The sequence below is a fragment of the Cellulosimicrobium sp. RS genome, from assembly GCF_046159675.1.
Lineage (GTDB): Bacteria > Actinomycetota > Actinomycetes > Actinomycetales > Cellulomonadaceae > Cellulosimicrobium > Cellulosimicrobium funkei.
In genome coordinates this window covers 284,201-300,717 of sequence record NZ_JBJXVU010000003.1, presented here as the reverse complement: position 1 = coordinate 300,717, position 16,517 = coordinate 284,201, and the positions used below count along the sequence as shown (strand labels likewise).

Annotated in this window: 19 protein-coding genes; all 19 read right to left on the bottom strand. The window is 74.9% G+C overall.

Going from position 1 to position 16,517, the window contains the following annotated elements:
* Window positions 1–48: 48 nt before the first annotated feature.
* The 19 genes from csrA to ACI769_RS06910 all read right to left on the bottom strand — a co-directional run bounded on the left by csrA (window position 49) and on the right by ACI769_RS06910 (window position 16,433).
* A complete protein-coding gene (gene csrA, locus ACI769_RS07000; RefSeq protein ID WP_144721664.1) occupies window positions 49–288 on the bottom strand; it encodes a carbon storage regulator CsrA in 240 nt (79 codons plus the stop codon).
* A gap of 69 nt (window positions 289–357) precedes the next feature.
* Window positions 358–1,209, bottom strand: a complete 852-nt coding sequence (locus ACI769_RS06995) for a hypothetical protein (protein ID WP_409141404.1) — start codon at window positions 1,207–1,209, stop codon at window positions 358–360.
* Window positions 1,181–3,226: a flagellar biosynthesis protein FlhA gene (locus tag ACI769_RS06990; RefSeq protein ID WP_228075759.1), complete on the bottom strand. Its 2,046-nt coding sequence runs from the start codon at window positions 3,224–3,226 to the stop codon at window positions 1,181–1,183. The genes ACI769_RS06995 and ACI769_RS06990 overlap by 29 nt, the downstream gene beginning before the upstream one ends.
* A gap of 127 nt (window positions 3,227–3,353) precedes the next feature.
* Complete coding sequence (locus tag ACI769_RS06985; RefSeq protein WP_076403286.1) at window positions 3,354–4,487, bottom strand: flagellar biosynthesis protein FlhB; 1,134 nt, start codon at window positions 4,485–4,487, stop codon at window positions 3,354–3,356.
* Window positions 4,487–5,239, bottom strand: coding sequence for a flagellar biosynthetic protein FliR (locus ACI769_RS06980; protein WP_144721656.1), 753 nt, complete (start codon window positions 5,237–5,239; stop codon window positions 4,487–4,489). The genes ACI769_RS06985 and ACI769_RS06980 overlap by 1 nt, the downstream gene beginning before the upstream one ends.
* A gap of 6 nt (window positions 5,240–5,245) precedes the next feature.
* A complete protein-coding gene (gene fliQ / locus ACI769_RS06975; RefSeq protein ID WP_021482560.1) occupies window positions 5,246–5,521 on the bottom strand; it encodes a flagellar biosynthesis protein FliQ in 276 nt (91 codons plus the stop codon).
* 2 nt (window positions 5,522–5,523) lie between these two features.
* Window positions 5,524–6,366: a flagellar type III secretion system pore protein FliP gene (fliP, locus tag ACI769_RS06970; protein WP_076403290.1), complete on the bottom strand. Its 843-nt coding sequence runs from the start codon at window positions 6,364–6,366 to the stop codon at window positions 5,524–5,526.
* Window positions 6,363–6,965 carry a flagellar biosynthetic protein FliO gene (locus tag ACI769_RS06965; protein ID WP_171467508.1) on the bottom strand — a complete coding sequence of 201 codons (603 nt, stop codon included), beginning with the start codon at window positions 6,963–6,965 and terminating at the stop codon, window positions 6,363–6,365. The genes fliP and ACI769_RS06965 overlap by 4 nt, the downstream gene beginning before the upstream one ends.
* A gap of 5 nt (window positions 6,966–6,970) precedes the next feature.
* Window positions 6,971–7,675: a flagellar motor switch protein FliN gene (fliN, locus tag ACI769_RS06960; protein ID WP_034652790.1), complete on the bottom strand. Its 705-nt coding sequence runs from the start codon at window positions 7,673–7,675 to the stop codon at window positions 6,971–6,973.
* Between the two features lie 3 nt (window positions 7,676–7,678).
* Window positions 7,679–8,578 (bottom strand): flagellar motor switch protein FliM, encoded by a 900-nt coding sequence (locus ACI769_RS06955; protein WP_034652792.1) that lies wholly within the window; start codon window positions 8,576–8,578, stop codon window positions 7,679–7,681.
* 66 nt (window positions 8,579–8,644) lie between these two features.
* Complete coding sequence (locus tag ACI769_RS06950) at window positions 8,645–9,538, bottom strand: flagellar motor protein MotB (protein WP_081600165.1); 894 nt, start codon at window positions 9,536–9,538, stop codon at window positions 8,645–8,647.
* Window positions 9,538–10,311 carry a motility protein A gene (locus ACI769_RS06945; RefSeq protein ID WP_021483317.1) on the bottom strand — a complete coding sequence of 258 codons (774 nt, stop codon included), beginning with the start codon at window positions 10,309–10,311 and terminating at the stop codon, window positions 9,538–9,540. Before ACI769_RS06945 ends, ACI769_RS06950 begins: the two co-directional genes overlap by 1 nt.
* Window positions 10,312–10,314: 3 nt before the next feature.
* Window positions 10,315–10,626 carry a flagellar FlbD family protein gene (locus ACI769_RS06940; RefSeq protein WP_076403296.1) on the bottom strand — a complete coding sequence of 104 codons (312 nt, stop codon included), beginning with the start codon at window positions 10,624–10,626 and terminating at the stop codon, window positions 10,315–10,317.
* 145 nt (window positions 10,627–10,771) lie between these two features.
* The gene (locus ACI769_RS06935) at window positions 10,772–11,953 is read right to left on the bottom strand and encodes a flagellar hook protein FlgE (RefSeq protein ID WP_034652798.1); all 1,182 of its coding nucleotides are present in this window, start codon (window positions 11,951–11,953) and stop codon (window positions 10,772–10,774) included.
* Between the two features lie 15 nt (window positions 11,954–11,968).
* A complete protein-coding gene (locus ACI769_RS06930) occupies window positions 11,969–12,457 on the bottom strand; it encodes a flagellar hook capping FlgD N-terminal domain-containing protein (RefSeq protein ID WP_233139604.1) in 489 nt (162 codons plus the stop codon).
* A 13-nt stretch (window positions 12,458–12,470) separates the two neighbouring features.
* Window positions 12,471–13,973: a flagellar hook-length control protein FliK gene (locus tag ACI769_RS06925; RefSeq protein WP_409141403.1), complete on the bottom strand. Its 1,503-nt coding sequence runs from the start codon at window positions 13,971–13,973 to the stop codon at window positions 12,471–12,473.
* A gap of 11 nt (window positions 13,974–13,984) precedes the next feature.
* On the bottom strand, window positions 13,985–14,713 hold the full coding sequence (locus tag ACI769_RS06920; RefSeq protein ID WP_409141430.1) for a C40 family peptidase: 729 nt from the start codon (window positions 14,711–14,713) through the stop codon (window positions 13,985–13,987).
* 2 nt (window positions 14,714–14,715) lie between these two features.
* On the bottom strand, window positions 14,716–15,150 hold the full coding sequence (locus ACI769_RS06915) for a flagellar FliJ family protein (RefSeq protein WP_043660553.1): 435 nt from the start codon (window positions 15,148–15,150) through the stop codon (window positions 14,716–14,718).
* Window positions 15,150–16,433 (bottom strand): FliI/YscN family ATPase, encoded by a 1,284-nt coding sequence (locus ACI769_RS06910; protein WP_244985786.1) that lies wholly within the window; start codon window positions 16,431–16,433, stop codon window positions 15,150–15,152. Before ACI769_RS06910 ends, ACI769_RS06915 begins: the two co-directional genes overlap by 1 nt.
* Window positions 16,434–16,517 lie beyond the last annotated feature (84 nt).

Here is a 16,517-nt window from a genome sequence, read left to right as displayed (position 1 = left end):
GACGGCTGCTCTCCGCCGCCGAGGACCCCGCACGTCCCGTGCGGCGCGTCAGGAGGGCGCGTCGAGCCCCAGCAGCGCGCGGGCGCGCGCCTCGCCCCCGGGTGCCCCGAGCGCGGCGGCCCGGTTGTCCGCGGCGACCTGGTCGACGATCTCGGCCCGGTGGACCCGCACCTCGCGGGGCGCGTCGATCCCGACGCGCACCCCGTCCCGGCCCACCGACACGACCGTGACCACGACGTCGTCGCCGACGAGGATCCGTTCTCCCACCTTGCGTCCCAGCACCAGCATCGCCACGTCCTCCTGACGTCCCGCGTGTCATCCTGACGGTTCGGATTACCTATGCGGGCGCGGCCGGGGTCAGCCTGCGGGCCGCAGCTCCGGGAGCCCGAGCGCGAGCACGGAGTCGGGCGTCGTCGTCAGCTCGCGCCCGACCACGACCATGGCGCGGACCAGCACGAGCCGCTGCACCTCGGCGACCCAGCGCTCGGTGTCCGCGGGCTTGCGCGAGGCGTCGACCACGACCGCGACCTGCTCGGCGCCCAGCTCGTCGAGGACCCGCGCCACCCCGGCCGCGTCCACGCGCACCCCGACGGCCACGACCGTGGCGCGGGCCGCGCGGACCCCGCGGGCGCGCGCCTCGGTCGCCGCACGGCGGTCGTCGACGCGCACCGTGTCGCCGTCGGTCGCGCTGCCCGCGCAGGCCGTGAGCAGGCCCTCCCGCTGCGCCAGCGCGCGGGCCGCCGGGACGACGTCCGCGGCCAGCCCGACGAGCGCCACGAGGTCGCCCGGCGCCGCGCGCGGCAGCGGCGACACGGGCGCGGGCGGGGCGGTGACGGCCGCGGGCGGCGGCTCCGCCGTCTCGGCCACGAGCTCGTCGAGCAGCGCCGCGAAGTCGTCGCCGCGGGTCGAGACCTCGACCGCGGCCGACGGCGCCGGGCGCAGCGCGTCGCCCTCGTCGGCGTCGTCGAGCAGCGCCGCGATGCCCGCCCGGCGGGCGGCGGGGAACCGGACCGGCCCGACGGCGGTCCGGGGCGGCGCGTCGCCCACCTCGACGACCGCCTCGTAGTGCTGCCGCCCGAAGAGCCCCTTGAAGCCGCCCGTGATGACCCGCTCGGCGGAGACGATCCGCGCGTCCGGGCCGTGCAGGCGCCGTGCCTGGGCGAGCACGGCGTCGAGGGACTCACCCTCGAGCCGCAATCGCCGGGGCATCGTTCACCACCCCGACCGTCTCGATGAGCGCGTTGCCCGCCGTCACCTCGGTGTACGACAGCACGGCGAGGTCGGGCACCTGCGTCGCGACGAGGCGCCGGACCGCCGCGCGCAGCGACGGCGCGCACACGAGGACGACGTCCTCGCCGGTGGCCCGGGCCGCCTGCACGCGGTCGCCCACGGACGAGCGGAACGCGTCGAGGCGCGCCGGGTCCACGACGATCGCGGTGCCCTGGTCGCCGCCGGGCTGGCGGCCCGCGAGCATCGCCTGCTCCAGGGCCGGGGCGATCGTCACGACCCGGATCGTGCCCGCGACCGTGTGCCGGGCCGGGATCGCCGGTCCGAGCGCAGCGCGCGCCGCCTCGACGAGGTGCTCCGGGTCGGTCGAGCGCTTCGCGGCGAGCGCGAGCGCCTCGTAGATCCGGGGCAGGTCGTTGACGGCGACCTGCTCCTCGAGCAGCCCCTGCAGGACGCGCTGGACCTCCGCGAGCGACAGCAGGGCCGGCGTGAGCTCGTCGACGGCCGACGGGTTGGTCCGCTTCACCTCGTCGGTGAGCACGCGCACGTCCTCGCGGGACAGCAGCCGTGCCGCGTTCGCGGCGATGAGGGCAGACAGGTGCGTGACGAGCACGGAGACCCGGTCGATCACCGTGGCGCCCGCCATCTCGGCGCTGTGCCGCATCTCCACCGGGACCCACTTGCCGTCCATGCCGAACACCGGGTCGACCGTCGCCAGCCCGGGCAGGGCGGCGAGGTCGTCGCCGAGCGCGAGGACCTTGCCGGCCGGCGCCTGGCCGCGACCTGCCTCGACGCCGGCGATCCGCACGGCGTAGGTCGACGCCGGGAGCTCCAGGGAGTCGCGCGTGCGGACGGGGGGCACGACGACCCCGAGGTCCGTCGCGATCTTGCGCCGCAGGGCGCGGACGCGTCCGAGCAGGTCGTCGTGCGCGCCGGTGACCAGGTCGACGAGGTCGGGCGCGAGCAGGATCTCGAGCGCGTGCACGCGCATCTGCTCGAGGAGGTCCTCGGTGCCGTCGCTGCGCGTGCCCTCCTTCTCGATCTGCTCGGCCGCGGCGCGCGCCACCTCGGCCCGCCGCTGGCTCGCCTTGATCTGCTGGGCCGCGATGATCAGGCCCACCCCGAGCACGAGGAACGGGAGCTTCGGCATGCCCTCGATGAGCGCCATGGCGAACGCCGCGACGCCCGCGATGGCGAGCGCCTGCCGCGACTGGACGAGCTGGCTCGACGCCTGCGAGCCGACGTCGCCCTCGCCCGAGTTCGAGCGCGTGACGATCATGCCCGTGGCGACCGCCATGAGCAGCGCGGGGACCTGGGTGACCAGACCGTCGCCCACCGTGAGGATCGAGTACGTGTCGACGGCCTCCATGGCCGGCATGCCGTGCATGACGACGCCGATCACGATGCCGCCCAGCAGGTTGATGAGCGTGATGACGATGCCCGCGATGGCGTCGCCCTTGACGAACTTCGACGCGCCGTCCATCGCCCCGTAGAAGTCGGACTCCGCGGAGATCTCGGCGCGGCGGGCCCGCGCGTCCTGCTCGCTGATGAGCCCCGCGTTGAGGTCGGCGTCGATCGCCATCTGCTTGCCGGGCATCGCGTCGAGCGTGAAGCGCGCCCCGACCTCGGCCACGCGCTCCGCGCCCTTGGTGATCACGAGGAACTGGATGACGACGAGGATGAGGAACACGACCATGCCGATGACGAGGTTCCCGTCGACGACGATGTGGCCGAACGCGCCGATGACCTCGCCCGCGTAGCCGTCCCCGAGCACGAGCCGCGTCGAGGCGACGTTGAGGCCCAGCCGGAACAGCGTCGCGACGAGCAGCAGCGACGGGAACACCGAGAAGTCGAGCGGCTTCTTGACGAACATCGACGTCAGCAGGATCACGAGCGACAGCAGGATGTTGACGATGATGAGCACGTCGAGCAGGGCCGCGGGGATCGGCACGACGAGCAGCAGGACGATGCCGACGACGCCGAGCGGCACGGCGATCATGGCGAGGGATCGGTTCTTCACGCGGAACGCTGGTCCTTCCGGGTCCGGGGCGTCGGCGGCTGCTGACGCGACGTCCTATGCAGGTCGTGGCCGCCGCAGCGCGCGCCGACGGCTGGGCCGGGCGAGGTCATGCGGCCCGCGCGTCGTCGGCGGCGGGCCACTCGCCCGGCGCGATCGCCGGGCGGGCCATGCGGTGCGGGACGGACGAGGCCGCCGCGCCGCGGCGCGTGAGCGCCATGACGAACGCGAGGACGCGCGCGACGGCCATGTAGAGCTCGACGGGCACCTCCTGCCCGACGTCGCACGCCCGGTGCAGGGCGCGCGCGAGCGGGACGTCGCGGACCATCGGCACCCGCGACTCCTCGGCCTTCTCGCGGATGCGGGCGGCGACGTGGTCGGCGCCCTTCGCGACGACGCGCGGTGCGGAGCGTCCGGGCTCGTACCGCAGCGCGACGGCGACGTGGGTCGGGTTGACGACGACGACGTCCGCGTCGGCCACGGCGGCGATCATGCGGTTGCGCGTCATCGAGCGCGCCATCGACCGGCGCTGCGACTTCACGAGCGGGTCGCCGTCGGTGCTCTTGTTCTCGTCCTTGAGCTCCTTCTTGGTCATGCGTGTCTTCTTGCGGTTGCGTCGCGCCACGACGAGCACGTCGAACAGCGCGAGCGTGAGGCCCGCCGCCGTCGCCCAGACCAGGAGCGAGCGCACGCCGGAGCCCGCCGCCTCGAGCAGCGAGGCGATCGGCAGGCCGCCCGCGGCCAGGAGGACCGGCATGAGGGACTGGACGACCGCGTAGAGCACGACGCCGACGACCGTCGTCTTGAGCAGGGCCTTGGCGCCGTTCCACAGCGCCTGCGCCCCGAACATCCGCTTGAGCCCGCTCATCGGGTTGAACTGGTCGGCCTCGGGCCTCAGCCGCTTCAGGTGCAGGCCGCCCTGCGCGACCGACGCGAGCAGCACGGCGACGGCGATCGCCCCGAGCAGCGGCAGCATGGTCGGCACCACGGAACCGAGCGCGTCCTGCGCGAGCTGGAGCGCGACCGCGGGCTCGGGGTTCTCGATCACGGTGCGCAGCGACAGCACCTGGTCGGTCGCGGCCCGTGCCGCGGCGCTCACGGTCAGCGGGATCACCGCGCCGGCGATCCCGACCCCGACCCAGGCCGTGAGGTCCTGCGACTTGCCGAGCTGGCCCTTGGACCGGACCTCCTTCATCTTCCGGTCGGAGGCCTGCTCGGTCTTCTCCTCGGTGGAGTCGGCCATCAGCCCACCCCGCCCATGCGCTCGACGGCCTCGGCCGTGAGCACCGAGACGACGTGCGGCAGCGCGACGAGCACGGTCCCGACGAGCGCGAGCGTGAGGAAGATCTTCAGCGGGAAGCCCATCGCGAACGCGTTGAGCGCGGGGGCGACCCGGTTGACCAGGCCGAGCCCGGCGTCGGCCAGGAAGAGCACGACGACGATCGGCCCGGCGATCTGCAGCCCCGCCACGAACGACCCCGTGAGGGCCTCGACGAACGACGCCGCCGGGACGCTGGCCAGGCCGCCCACCGGGACGGCCTCGTAGGAGCGGGCGAGGCCGAGCACCATCAGCTGGTACGCGTCGGAGACGAACATGAGCACGACCGCGAGGAGCGCGAAGAGGCGCGTGAACTGCGACCCGTTGACGTTCGTCTGGGGGTCGTACGCCATGCCGAGCGAGAACCCGCCGAACAGGTCGAGGTGGGCGCCGGCGGCGGTGATCGCCGAGAAGACGACCATGACGAGCGTCCCGAGCATCGCCCCCGTGACCGCCTCGGCGACGAGGTGCGCGAGGAACGTCGCGGTGCCGGTCGCCTCGTACCCGGGGGCGGCACGACCGGAGACCACGAGCCCGAGCGACACCGCGAGGATCGCGCGGACCTGGCGCGGGATGGCGTGGTGCGAGAACGGCGGCGCGATGGTCATGAACGCGGCCATGCGGACGCCCGCGAGCATCGTCGCCTGGAGCCACGCGAGGTCGATCTCGAGCTGCACGGGACGTCAGCCCCCGTTCAGCAGCGACGGGATGAGGTCGAACATCTCGTGCGTGAACGTCACCATCTCGCCGATCATCCAGTTGCCGCACACGACGAGCGCGACGGCGACCGCGAGCGCCTTGGGGACGAACGAGAGCGTGATCTCCTGGATCTGCGTGACGGACTGCACGATCGAGATGGCGAGCCCCACGACGAGCGACGTGACGAGCACGGGGGCCGCGAGCTTGGCGGCGAGGACGAGCGCCTGCGTGGCGACGTCGAGGACGGCGGCGGTCTCCACGGTCAACCCATCCCGTACGAGCCGATGAGCGAGGTCGTGATGAGACCCCACCCGTCGACGAGGACGAAGAGCAGCAGCTTGAACGGCAGCGAGATCATCGTGGGCGGCAGCATCATCATGCCCATGCTCATGAGGGCCGCGGCGACGACGAGGTCGATGACGAGGAACGGCACGAAGACGACGAACCCGATGATGAACGCGGCGCGGAGCTCCGAGATGACGAACGCGGGGACGAGCGTCGTGAGCGGGACGTCGACGGGGGTCGCCGGGTTCTCGAGGTCGGCGGCGCGCGTCATGAGCGCGAGGTCCTCCTCGCGCGTGTGGGCGAGCATGAACTCCCGCAGCGGCACGGCGCCCGCGTCGAGCGCCTGGCTGAAGGTCGTGGTGCCGTCGAGGTAGGGCTGGACCGCGGCGTCGTTGATCTCGCCGAACACCGGCCACATGACGAACAGCGAGAGGAACAGCGCGAGCCCGGCGAGGACCATGTTGGGCGGCACCGTGGCGGTGCCCAGCGCGTTCCGGGTCAGGGCGAGGACGACGAAGATCTTGGTGAACGACGTCATCATGAGCAGCAGCGTCGGCGCGAGCGACAGCAGCGTGATGCCGACCAGCGTCACGAGGGACGACGACGGCTCGCCGTTCGGCCCGTTGATCTCCACCGAGAGCGTCGACCCGCCGTCCTGCGGGTCGACCGGCTGGGTGGGCGGGGCCGGGTCGGTCGGGTCGACGACCGCGGCGCCCGCGTGGGGCGCGAGCAGGACGGTCGCGACCGCGACGAGGAGCAGGACCGCCCCGACGAGCACCGCGACGCGCAGCGCGCGGCGCGACGGGAGGGCGCGGGTCACCGGGCACCTCCTCGCACGACCCGCGCGGCCTTGCGCCACGTGTCGGGCGCGAGGAAGGTGCGCAGGGCGCTCGTCGGCACGGGCGGCGCGACGACGACGGCGGTCCCGGGGGTCCCGACCCGAGGCCCCGAGACGGCCGGGGGCGCGGCGGCGGGCACGTCGGCGCGCACGTCGGCGGGAACCGAGCCGGGCTCGCCGTTCCACGCCGGGGCGTCCCCGTTCGCGGGCGGCTGCGCGAGCCACAGTCGTGCCGCGGTGACGGCGTCGTCGAACGACGGCTCGTCCGAGGTCGGAGCACCGGGCGTCGCGTCCGCTGCGGGGACCGCGGTGGGCGGGACGTCGGACGGGACGGGTGTCGGGCCGTCGATGACGGTCACGGACGACTCCGTCACGCCGAGGAGGTACCGCCGGCCCCCGGCCTCGAGCAGGACCGCGGCGCTCTTCTGCGACAGCCCCTGGCGCGCGACCACGGTCAGCTGCTCCTGGCGCCCGCGCGGCGCGGAGCGCGAGGTCTTGCTCGCGACGCGGTACGAGACCCACAGGAGCCCGAGCACGACCGCCAGCGAGAAGGCGACGCGCAGCACGGTGGTGACGTCCATGCCGGTCAGTCGTCCGCGTCGAGGATCTTGGTGATGCGCACCCCGTAGTCGCCGCCGTCGACGACCACGACCTCGCCCTTGGCGATCGTGCGCCCGTTGAGCTGCACGTCCGCCGGCGCCCCGGCGGACCGGTCGAGCTCGACGACGGCGCCCGGCTCGAGGCTGAGCACGTCCCGCACCGGCATCCGGGTGCGGCCCACGATCACGGAGAGGCGCATCTCGACGTTGGAGATGCGCGCGAGCCGCGCGCCGGTCACGGCCTCGTCGGGCAGGCTCTGGAGCGCGCGGCGCGTGCGCACGACGAACCAGCCCGCCGTCGGGCCGTCGTCCGTGGAGAGCTCGAACACGACGGACTCCGGGTCCTCGAAGAGCGCGGTCGCGTCGGCGACGCGCACCTCCCCGAGCACGCCGACGCCGGTGGTCGCCCCCGCGGCCTCCAGGGCGGGGCGCAGGACGTCGGTGACGTCGAGCGCCGCCTCCTGGGAGGCGTCGGCGAGCGCGTCCTGGTCGATGAGTGCGAGCGCGAGGTCGGTGCCGGAGTCCCCCACGTACGAGGCGACGACCGCCCGCGCGGCCTGCGGGCCGACGGGGGCGCCGCCGCGCAGGGCCGCGCGCAGCGGGGTGCTGGTCGGGACGAGCTCGACGAGCGCGTGGGCGGCGGCCGACGCGGCCTCGACGACGGACTGCTCGACCGGGGTGGCGGTGCTCATGGGTCAGTTCTCCTCGGTGGTGACGATGCGGCAGGCGAGGCGGGAGCCGGACGAGCCGACGGCGCCGCGGGCCAGGACGTGGCCGTCGACGATGACGTCGAGCGGGCGGGACTGGGCGTGGGGGACGTGCACGACGTCGCCGACGGCGAGGTCCAGCACCTCGGTCGGCGTCATGGACGCGCCGGTGAGCTCGACGGTGACGTCGACGAGCGAGCGCGCGACGTGCTGGCGCGTGCGCCGGGTGGCGTCGGCGGGGTCGTCCGCCGGGTTGGCCTCGCCGAGGTGCGGCAGCAGCGCGACCGACGGCACGGCGAGGGTCGCCCGGCACGCGCGCTCGCCGACGCGGAGGTCGAACTCGGCGACGATCATGAGCTCGGCGGTCGGGGCGGCCTGGGCGAACTGCGAGTTGTGCTGGATCGACGAGATCCGCAGCGGGTTCTCGAGCAGCCGGCCCATCGAGTGGCGCAGGTCGCGCAGCGTCTCGGTGAGCAGCGACGTCACGAGCGTGCGCTCGACGTCGGTGAACTTGCGGTCGACGACCGGGATGCTCGGTCCGGCGCCGAGCATGTGGGCGATCCACGTGAGGGCGTCCGTGTGCGGGAACTGCAGGACGGCGCGCGGGCCGATCCCCTCGAGCTCGCACACGACGAACGTCGTCGTCACGGGCAGCTCGGCGACGTAGTCGTCGTAGGTGCGCATCGCGACCGCGGCGAGGTTGACCTGGCTCACGACCCGCACGCGGGCCGTGAGCTGCGTGCCCCACTGGCGCGCGAAGCTCTCGAACGCCATCTCGAGGATGCGGTGGTGCTCGCGGACGAGCGTCGTCGGGCGGCGGAAGTCGTAGACCTCGACCTTGCGGCTCGGTGCGGGCTGCTGGACCCGCTCGGGTGTCGTCGTGCTCACGACCGCTCCTATGCGGGCGCGCACGACGCGAGCCTGCGCGACGCCGCGCAGGCTCGACGGACCCCGTCACTCCCCCGGTGCGCCCGCCTCTCCCGCCGTCTCGGCGGCCCGCGCGAGAGCCCGCGCGTCCGCCTCCGCGGCCGGGACGTCCGCCGCGCTGAGCTGCCCCGAGAGCACCTGCGGGATGAGCGCGCGCACGGCCTCCGGCGCGGACGAGAGCACCATGATGTCGACGCGGCGGTTCGTCGCGAGCGCCTCGGGGCTCGTGCCCTCGGCGAGCGGGCGCGCCGAGCCGAAGCCCACCGCGGCGATCCGGTGCTCGGCGAGGCCGTCCTGCTCGACGAGGTGGCGCAGCACGGCGGTGGCGCGCGACGAGGACAGCTCCCAGTTCGACGGGAAGACCGACGTCACGGTCGAGGTGTAGTCCGCGTTGCCCTCGATGCGGATCTCGTGCGCGGTCGGCGCGAGCGCCGGGCCCACGACGTCGAGCACCGCCCGCGCCTCCTGCGTGAGGTCCGCGCTCCCGGGCGAGAAGAACGTGTCCGCGGACACGAGCCGCACGGTCAGGCCGCGCTCGTCGATGTCGAACCGGACCGTGTCGGACCGCCCGTGCGCGGCGAGGTCGCGGGCCATCGCGTCGCGCAGCGCCGAGAGGTCCGACACCTCGTCGAGCGCGCGCTCGAGGTCCGTCTCGACGTCGACCGGCTCCTTGGCCGGGTTCTCGACGACCTCCTCGACGACCGCGGCGTCCTCGACGTTGCCGAAGCCCTCCGCGAGGGAGGACTTCAGCTCCTGGTACTTGCCCTGGTCGACCGAGCTGATGGCGAACAGGACGATGAACAGGCACATGAGGACGGTCACCATGTCCATGTACGACACCATCCAGCGGCCGGAGCCGCCCGTGTCGTGCCCGCCACCGCCGCCCCCGCCGCCGTGGCCGCCCCTGCGACGCCGCGCCATCAGGCGGCCTTGTCCTCGGGCAACGACCACTCGGGGACCATCGTCTTGAGCCGCTCGTCGATGACCCGGGCGCGCGAGCCCGCCTGGATCGACATGTAGCCCTCGAGGAGGACGTGGAGCCGCTCGATCTCGAGGTCGGACAGGCGCTTGAGCTTCGCGCCGATGGGCAGCCAGATGAAGTTGGCGGAGAGGATGCCCCACAGGGTCGCGATGAACGCCGCGGCGATCATGTGCCCGAGCTTCTCGGGCTCGGACAGGTTCTCCAGCACGTGGGTCAGCGAGACGACGGTGCCGACGATGCCGATCGTGGGGGCGTAGCCACCGATCGCGTTGAAGAAGTCGTACGCGACGGCGTCCTCGCGGGCCTTGGTCTCGATCCGCTCCTCGAGCAGGGTGCGCAGCTGCTCGGCGTCCGAGCCGTCGGCGAGCGACTGCAGCGCGCTGCGCTGGAACGGATCGTCGGTCTTCTGGGACTCGGCCTCGAGGGCGAGCAGGCCGCCGTCGTTCTGGACGATCTCCGCGGCCCGGACGACCTCCTCGATGGCCTCCGCGGGACGCGGCGCCTTGCCCGTGAACGCGCGCGGCAGCGTCTTGAAGGCCCGGACCGAGTCCTTGAGCGTCCCCGACGCGACAGCGGCGAAGATGCTCGCCCCGAACACGAGGATGATCGGTGCCGGGAGCAGGATCGAGGTGATCTGCGACCCCTCGAGGTACACCATCGCGATGAGCGAGCCGAACGCGACGAGGATGCCGATGATGGTTGCGGGGTCCATGGCCTACTTCGTCCTCGTGTCGGGCAGGGGTGCGAGGGCGACCGGGCGGTCGCCGGGGGCGGGGGCGTCGCCGGGCGCGGACCGGACGACCTCGAGCGGCGCGCGCTCGGCGGGGGCGGGCAGGGAGCGCGCGAGCGCGAGCACGCGCGCCTTGTGCTCCTCGACGAGGCGGATCACGACCTCCATGGGCTCGGTCACGATGTAGCGCGAGCCGTCGATGAGCGTCACGCGCGTGTCCGGGTTGGTCTCGACGCGGGCCACCAGGTCCGCGTTGATCGCGATGCGCTCGGAGCTGAAGCGCGTGAGGACGATCACGGCTCTCCCTTCGGGTGGGACGGGTCCGAGTCAGGTGCGGACGGGTTCGGGACGGAGGTGCGGGTCAGGGGGCGGTGCAGGGTCCGGTCCGGGGTTCGGTGGGGTGCCTCCCGGTCGGGCCGGGAGGCACCCCACCGCGCCCGGGTCAGCGCTTGAGGTTGACGAGCTCGGTGAGCACCTCGTCGGACGTCGTGATCACGCGCGAGTTCGCCTGGAACCCGCGCTGCGACACGATGAGGTTGGTGAACTCCTGCGAGAGGTCGACGTTCGACATCTCGAGAGCGCCCGCGGTGATCGAGCCGAGGCCCGGGTCGCCCGCGGCGCCGACCAGCAGGTCGCCCGAGTACTGCGTCGCCGCGAAGAGCGAGTCGCCCGCCTTCTCGAGCCCGCCGGCGTTGGTGAACGTCGCGAGCGCGACCTGGCCGAGGACCTCGGTCCGGCCGTTCGAGTAGCGGCCGACGATCGAGCCGTCGCCGGAGACCGAGTACGACGTGAGCGACCCGGCGGCCCCGCCGTCCTTGCTCGCGACGGCGACGTTCGACAGCCCCGCGTACGACGTGAGCCCGTCGAGGCCGACCGTCACGCCGCCGACGGCGAGGGACCCGCCGCCGGTCAGGGCGCCGCCGGTGAACGTGAGGGCCTGCGGGCCGGCGACCGTGGCGCCGGTCGCGCCGTCCCGGGCGCTCACGGACCAGCCGCCGCCCGCGGCCGCGAAGACGAGCGAGAGCTTGCTCGCCCGGCCCGCCGCGTCGAAGACCTCGACGTCACGCACGAGCTCGGTGCCGTCCGCCGCGTCCGAGGGCAGGTTGCCCCCGAACGTCACGCCCGTGGTCGCGCGGGGCGGGATGACGTCCCCGACGGGGATCGTGAGGTTGCCGAGCGGGCTGCTCGTGTTCACCACGCCGTCGGTGGCGGTCCAGCCCTGGACGAGGTCGCCGCTCGCGTTGACGAGCCGGCCCGCGCCGTCGAACGTGAACCCGCCGTTGCGCGTGTAGTACGCCTGGCCGCCCCGCTCGACGACGAAGAACCCGTCGCCGTCGATCATGAGGTCGGTCGGGACGCCCGTCGTCTGCGCGGCGCCCTGGGTGAACTGCGTCGTGATGGCGGCCGTCGTGACGCCGAGGCCGATCTGCGCGGGGTTCGCGCCGCCGACCTGCTGGTCCGGCGCGACACCCGCCGCGACGAGCTGGGACAGCGTGTCCTGGAACTGGGTGCGCGAGGACTTGAAGCCCGTCGTGTTGACGTTGGCGATGTTGTTGCCCGTGACGTCCAGCATGTTCTGGTGGGCGCGCAGGCCGGAGATTCCGGTGTTGAGGGAGCGGAGCACGAGAGTCCTTTCGGGTCAGGCGGCGGAGCTGCCGTGGTCGTCGGTGGCGCCGTCCGTGGCTGCCGGGGTCCCGGTGGCATCCGTGCTGACCGAGGAGGTGACGGCGGAGACGTGGTCGAGGTCGACCGTCACCCCGCCGATCGTCACGGTGGGTACCGCGTCGCGGTACGACACCGCGGTGGCGGTGCCCGTGTGCTCGACGCCGTCGGCGTCGAGGTAGGAGACCTTGTTGCCCAGGAGGTCGGCGGCCGACTGGCGCATCTGGAGCGCGAACGACTCCTCGACGAGCCCGGTCATCCGCGTGAGCGCCTCCATCATGGCGAGCGACGTCGTCTGCGAGACGATCTCGCCGGTGTCCATGGAGCTGGACGGGTCCTGGTTGCGCAGCTGGGTCACGAGGAGCCCGAGGAAGAGCTCGCTGTCGTACTCCTGCTTGGGCGCGCGCACGCTCTTCGTGGCATACATCGATGCCGGCGCCGGCGCGCTCACGGGTTCGACGGGCACGTGGTTCCTCTCCTCAGACGAGGACGTCGAGGCGCCGGGCGGCGCCGTACGTCCTGCCGACCACTGTCGGCTCGGTCTCGGGCTCGGTGGCCCCTCGGTGCGCGCGGGCCGGGCCGCGGTCGTGCGCGCCGGGCTCCTGCGGGTCGCGACGCGCGCCGGACCCGTCGGCGGTGGCGCCGCGGCCGTCCCGACCGTCCACGGCCGTGCCCGGTGCTCCCGCGTCCGCGACGGTGACCGACGACGCCCCGCCCGCGATGCCCGCCAGGTCGCGCCGCAGGTCGGCCACGATCGCGCGCAGCGCCTCGCGGCCCGTGTCGTGCGGCGCGTAGAGCTCGATGCGCAGGTCACCGCCCGCGACGTGCGCGCGGACCGTCACGGGCCCGAGGTTCTCGGGCGTCACGGAGAGCGTGAGCACGTGGTCGCCGTCGCCCGCCTCGGCGAGCGCGACGACGGGCCCGGCGACCTGGGCGTGCAGCGGCTGCGCCGGGTGCGACGCCGCGGCCGGGGCGGTGGCCCCGGGCGGGCCGACGGCGACCGGTGCGGCGGGGGCGGGGACGGGGGCGGCGGCGAGGAGCTCCGCGGCGGCCCGCGGCGCGGCGTCCGGCGCCGGGGCCGCGCCCTCCACGCCGGTCGAGGTCGGGGCCGCCACGCCGTCCGCCTCCCCCGGCGCGGGCGCGCCGACGACGTCCGTCCCCCCGGGAGCGACGGGCGCACCCGGCGTGGTGGCCCCCGGCACGGGACCCGGCGCGGCGCTCGTGGCGAGTCCTGCCCCCGGCCCGGCGGTCGGCAGGGGTCCGGCCGTCCCGACGGCCTCCCCGTCGCCACCGCTCGTCCACGTCGCGACAGGCACCGTCACCGGGCTCGACGCGTCCGCCGGCGCCGTCGCGACGGACGACCACGGCGCACCGGTCGGCGTCGCCACCTCGCCCGTACCGGCCGCCGGGACCGCGCCCGGTGCGCCCGGTCGGTCGGTCGCGACCGGGGCGGACGCGGTCCCGTCCGGGACGGCCACGGCGTCGACCGTCGACGCGCCACGGGTCGGGGCGTGCGTGTCGCCGACCTCGACGACCGCGGCATCCGGGGCTGCGGCAGACGCCGCGCCGTCCGCCGCAACGGCGCCGGTGAGCGCGACCTCGAGCCCGGCGGGCGGCACGTCGGGACGGAGCAGGGCCGGGAGACCCGGTGGTACGGGCTGCCCGGCGGGTGCGTCGTCCCCGGCAGCGGTCCCCTCCGCGGGGACGTCGTCGTCCGAGGTCCCGGTGGTCGGGCTCTCGGCGGCCGAGGTCCCGGTGGTCGAGGTCGCGGCGGCGGAGGTGCCGTCGCCGGGCGCCCGGTCGGCAGGGCTGCCCCCGGGAGCGTCCGCCCGGGCGGGCTCCTGCCGGTCTCGGGCCGCCTCGCCGAGCGCGGCGTCGAAGGTGCGGCCGAACGCGTCGGCCGACCCGCCCGGCGCGGTCCGGGGACGTGCCGGCGCGGCCGGCGCGGGAGCCGCGACCAGGGCCGTCGTGGTCAGGGTCATCGTGGTCCTCCTCAGCCGATCACGCGGCGGATGGTGGTCACGGAGGCGTCGGTGACGTCCGTGACCTCGACGGTGCGGCCGGGCTTGGGCGCGTGGATCATCTGCCCGTCGCCCACGTAGATGCCGATGTGCTTGCCGCCGCGCTGCACCACGAGGTCCCCGGGGCGCGCCTCGGCGAGCGAGCCGACCTCGGTCCCCTGGCGCATCTGGTCGCGCGCGACGCGCGGCAGGTCGACGCCGTGCGCGGAGTACACGAGCTGGACGAGGCCCGAGCAGTCGAGGCCGCCCTCGCCGAGGCTCTCGCCGCCCCACACGTACGGCACGCCGAGGTACTGGCGCGCCGTCTCGACGACCGACCGTCCCGCCACGCCGTCGGTCGCGCCGTCGGGCGCGCCGTCGGGCGCGGTCGCCGGGCCGGCGGGCGCCGCGGGCGCCGCGGGCACGACGGCCGCCCCCGCCGCGGAGCCCGGCGACGCCCCCGCCCCGAACAGCGCGCTGCGCGCGAGCTCGTCGGCGCCCGTCGCCCTGGACAGCGTGCCGAGCAGGCGCCCGACCACGTCCGAGCCGGTGCCCGCCGCGCCCGTCGTCGGCAGCGCCGCGAGCGCCGAGAGCGCCGACGCGAAGTCGGTCGCGCTCGTGGACGACGACGCCGGAGTCGACCGGCCGGGGGCGGTCACGACGTCGTGCAGCGCCACGATCTCCGTGCGGATCTCGCCCACGCGGGCGAGCGCCTGGGTCATGCTCACGTCGTCGACCCCCCGGCCGTCGTGCGCCGCGCGGCCGAGGCGATCTCGTCGAGCGCGGCCTGGTCGGCGCGCCCTTCCGCGCGGGCCGTCTCGGCGTCGTGCCGCTCCTCGAGCTTCTCGAGGCCCAGCGCGGCGGCGCGGGCGCGCGCGAGCTCGGCGCGCGCCTCGTCCACGGCGTGCGCGCGCACGCGCTCCTCGGACTCCAGCACGGAGAACAGCGCGCTCGCCGCCGCGCGCGAGGCCGCGAGACCGGACAGCGCCGCGCTCGTCGTCGGGCGCTCGGGCGAGGCGTCGAGGTAGGCGGCCAGACCGCCAGCCTCCTCCACGGTGCGGGCGAGGTCCGCGTGCGCTCCCGCGAGCGCCGCCTTGGCGCCGTCCTCCTCGAGGCGACGCAGGCGCAGCACGCCCGCGAGCCGGAACTTCCCCGCCATCAGTCCTCCCCTCCGGCCAGCACCTGGGTGAGCCGCGTGAGGCGCGCCCACGACTCCTCGGCCGGCGTCCTGTCGGTCATGACCTGCTGCAGGAAGGCGTCGATCGCCCCCTGGTGCTCGAGGCTCGCGTCGACGAGGGGGTCGGTGCCCTTCTTGTACGCGCCGATGTCGAGGATGTCCTGGGCCTTGCGGCGCGCCGCGAGGACCCGGCGCAGCGTGAGCGCGACCGACCGCTGCTCGGGCGTGGTCACGCGCGACGCGACGCGCGAGACCGACGCGAGCGCGTCGACCGCCGGGTAGTGGCCCGAGACGGCGATGGACCGGTCGAGCACCACGTGCCCGTCGAGGATCGAGCGCGCCTGGTCGGCGATCGGCTCGTTGTGGTCGTCGCCGTCGACGAGGACGGTGTAGATCCCGGTGACGGAGCCCGTCGCCGCGGTGCCCGCGCGCTCGAGCAGGTTCCCCATGAGGGAGAACGTCGACGGCGGGTAGCCGCGCGTCGCGGGGGGCTCCCCCACGGACAGCCCGATCTCGCGCTGCGCCATGGACACGCGCGTGAGGGAGTCCATCATGAGGACGACGTGCGACCCGGCCTCCCGGAACGACTCGGCGATCCGGGTCGCCGTGAAGGCTGCGCGCCGGCGCATCATCGCGGGCTCGTCGGAGGTCGCGACGACGACGACCGACCGGGCCAGGCCCTCGGGGCCGAGGTCGTCCTCGAGGAACTCGCGCACCTCGCGCCCGCGCTCGCCGACGAGCGCGATGACCGACACCTCGGCGTCGGTCCCGCGCGCGACCATCGACAGCAGCGAGGACTTGCCGACGCCGGAGCCGGCGAACAGCCCGATGCGCTGCCCCCGGCCGAGCGTGGTGAGCGTGTCGAGGACCCGCACGCCGGTCTGGAGCGGCGTGTCGATGCGTGCCCGCTCCATCGCGGCGGGCGCGTCCGCGTCCACGGGCACGCGGGGCGCGCGCCCGAGCGGGCCGCGCCCGTCCACGGGGCGGCCGAGCGCGTCGACCACGCGGCCGAACAGCCCGCGCCCGGTCGGGACGAGGACCCCGGTGCCGCGCGTGCGCACCGGGTCGCCCGCGCGGATGCCGGAGAGCCGGCCGAGCGGCATGCAGCGCGCCCTGCCCTCGGCGGTCGCGACGACCTCCGCGTCGAGGGGGTGCGGGCCGTCGCCGACGTGGACGAGGTCGCCGATGCCGCAGCTCAGTCCCGCGACCTCGAGGCTCAGCCCGACGGCCGACGTCACGACGCCGACCCGCTCGGGCCGCGCCACCGCGACGAGGGACTCGAGCGCGGGCGGGCGGGAGTGCGGGCGGGACGCGCCCGCCGCGGTGCGCGTGCTCGGGACGGCCGAGCC

Coding starts and splice junctions, on each gene's coding strand:
- csrA (WP_144721664.1), bottom strand. CDS start 288: ATGCTGGTGCTGGGACGCAAGGTGGGAGAACGGATCCTCGTCGGCGAC.
- ACI769_RS06995 (WP_409141404.1), bottom strand. CDS start 1,209: ATGCCCCGGCGATTGCGGCTCGAGGGTGAGTCCCTCGACGCCGTGCTC.
- ACI769_RS06990 (WP_228075759.1), bottom strand. CDS start 3,226: ATGATCGCCGTGCCGCTCGGCGTCGTCGGCATCGTCCTGCTGCTCGTC.
- ACI769_RS06985 (WP_076403286.1), bottom strand. CDS start 4,487: ATGGCCGACTCCACCGAGGAGAAGACCGAGCAGGCCTCCGACCGGAAG.
- ACI769_RS06965 (WP_171467508.1), bottom strand. CDS start 6,965: ATGGACGTCACCACCGTGCTGCGCGTCGCCTTCTCGCTGGCGGTCGTG.
- fliN (WP_034652790.1), bottom strand. CDS start 7,675: ATGAGCACCGCCACCCCGGTCGAGCAGTCCGTCGTCGAGGCCGCGTCG.
- ACI769_RS06950 (WP_081600165.1), bottom strand. CDS start 9,538: ATGGCGCGGCGTCGCAGGGGCGGCCACGGCGGCGGGGGCGGCGGTGGC.
- ACI769_RS06945 (WP_021483317.1), bottom strand. CDS start 10,311: ATGGACCCCGCAACCATCATCGGCATCCTCGTCGCGTTCGGCTCGCTC.
- ACI769_RS06925 (WP_409141403.1), bottom strand. CDS start 13,973: ATGACCCTGACCACGACGGCCCTGGTCGCGGCTCCCGCGCCGGCCGCG.
- ACI769_RS06920 (WP_409141430.1), bottom strand. CDS start 14,713: ATGACCCAGGCGCTCGCCCGCGTGGGCGAGATCCGCACGGAGATCGTG.
- ACI769_RS06915 (WP_043660553.1), bottom strand. CDS start 15,150: ATGGCGGGGAAGTTCCGGCTCGCGGGCGTGCTGCGCCTGCGTCGCCTC.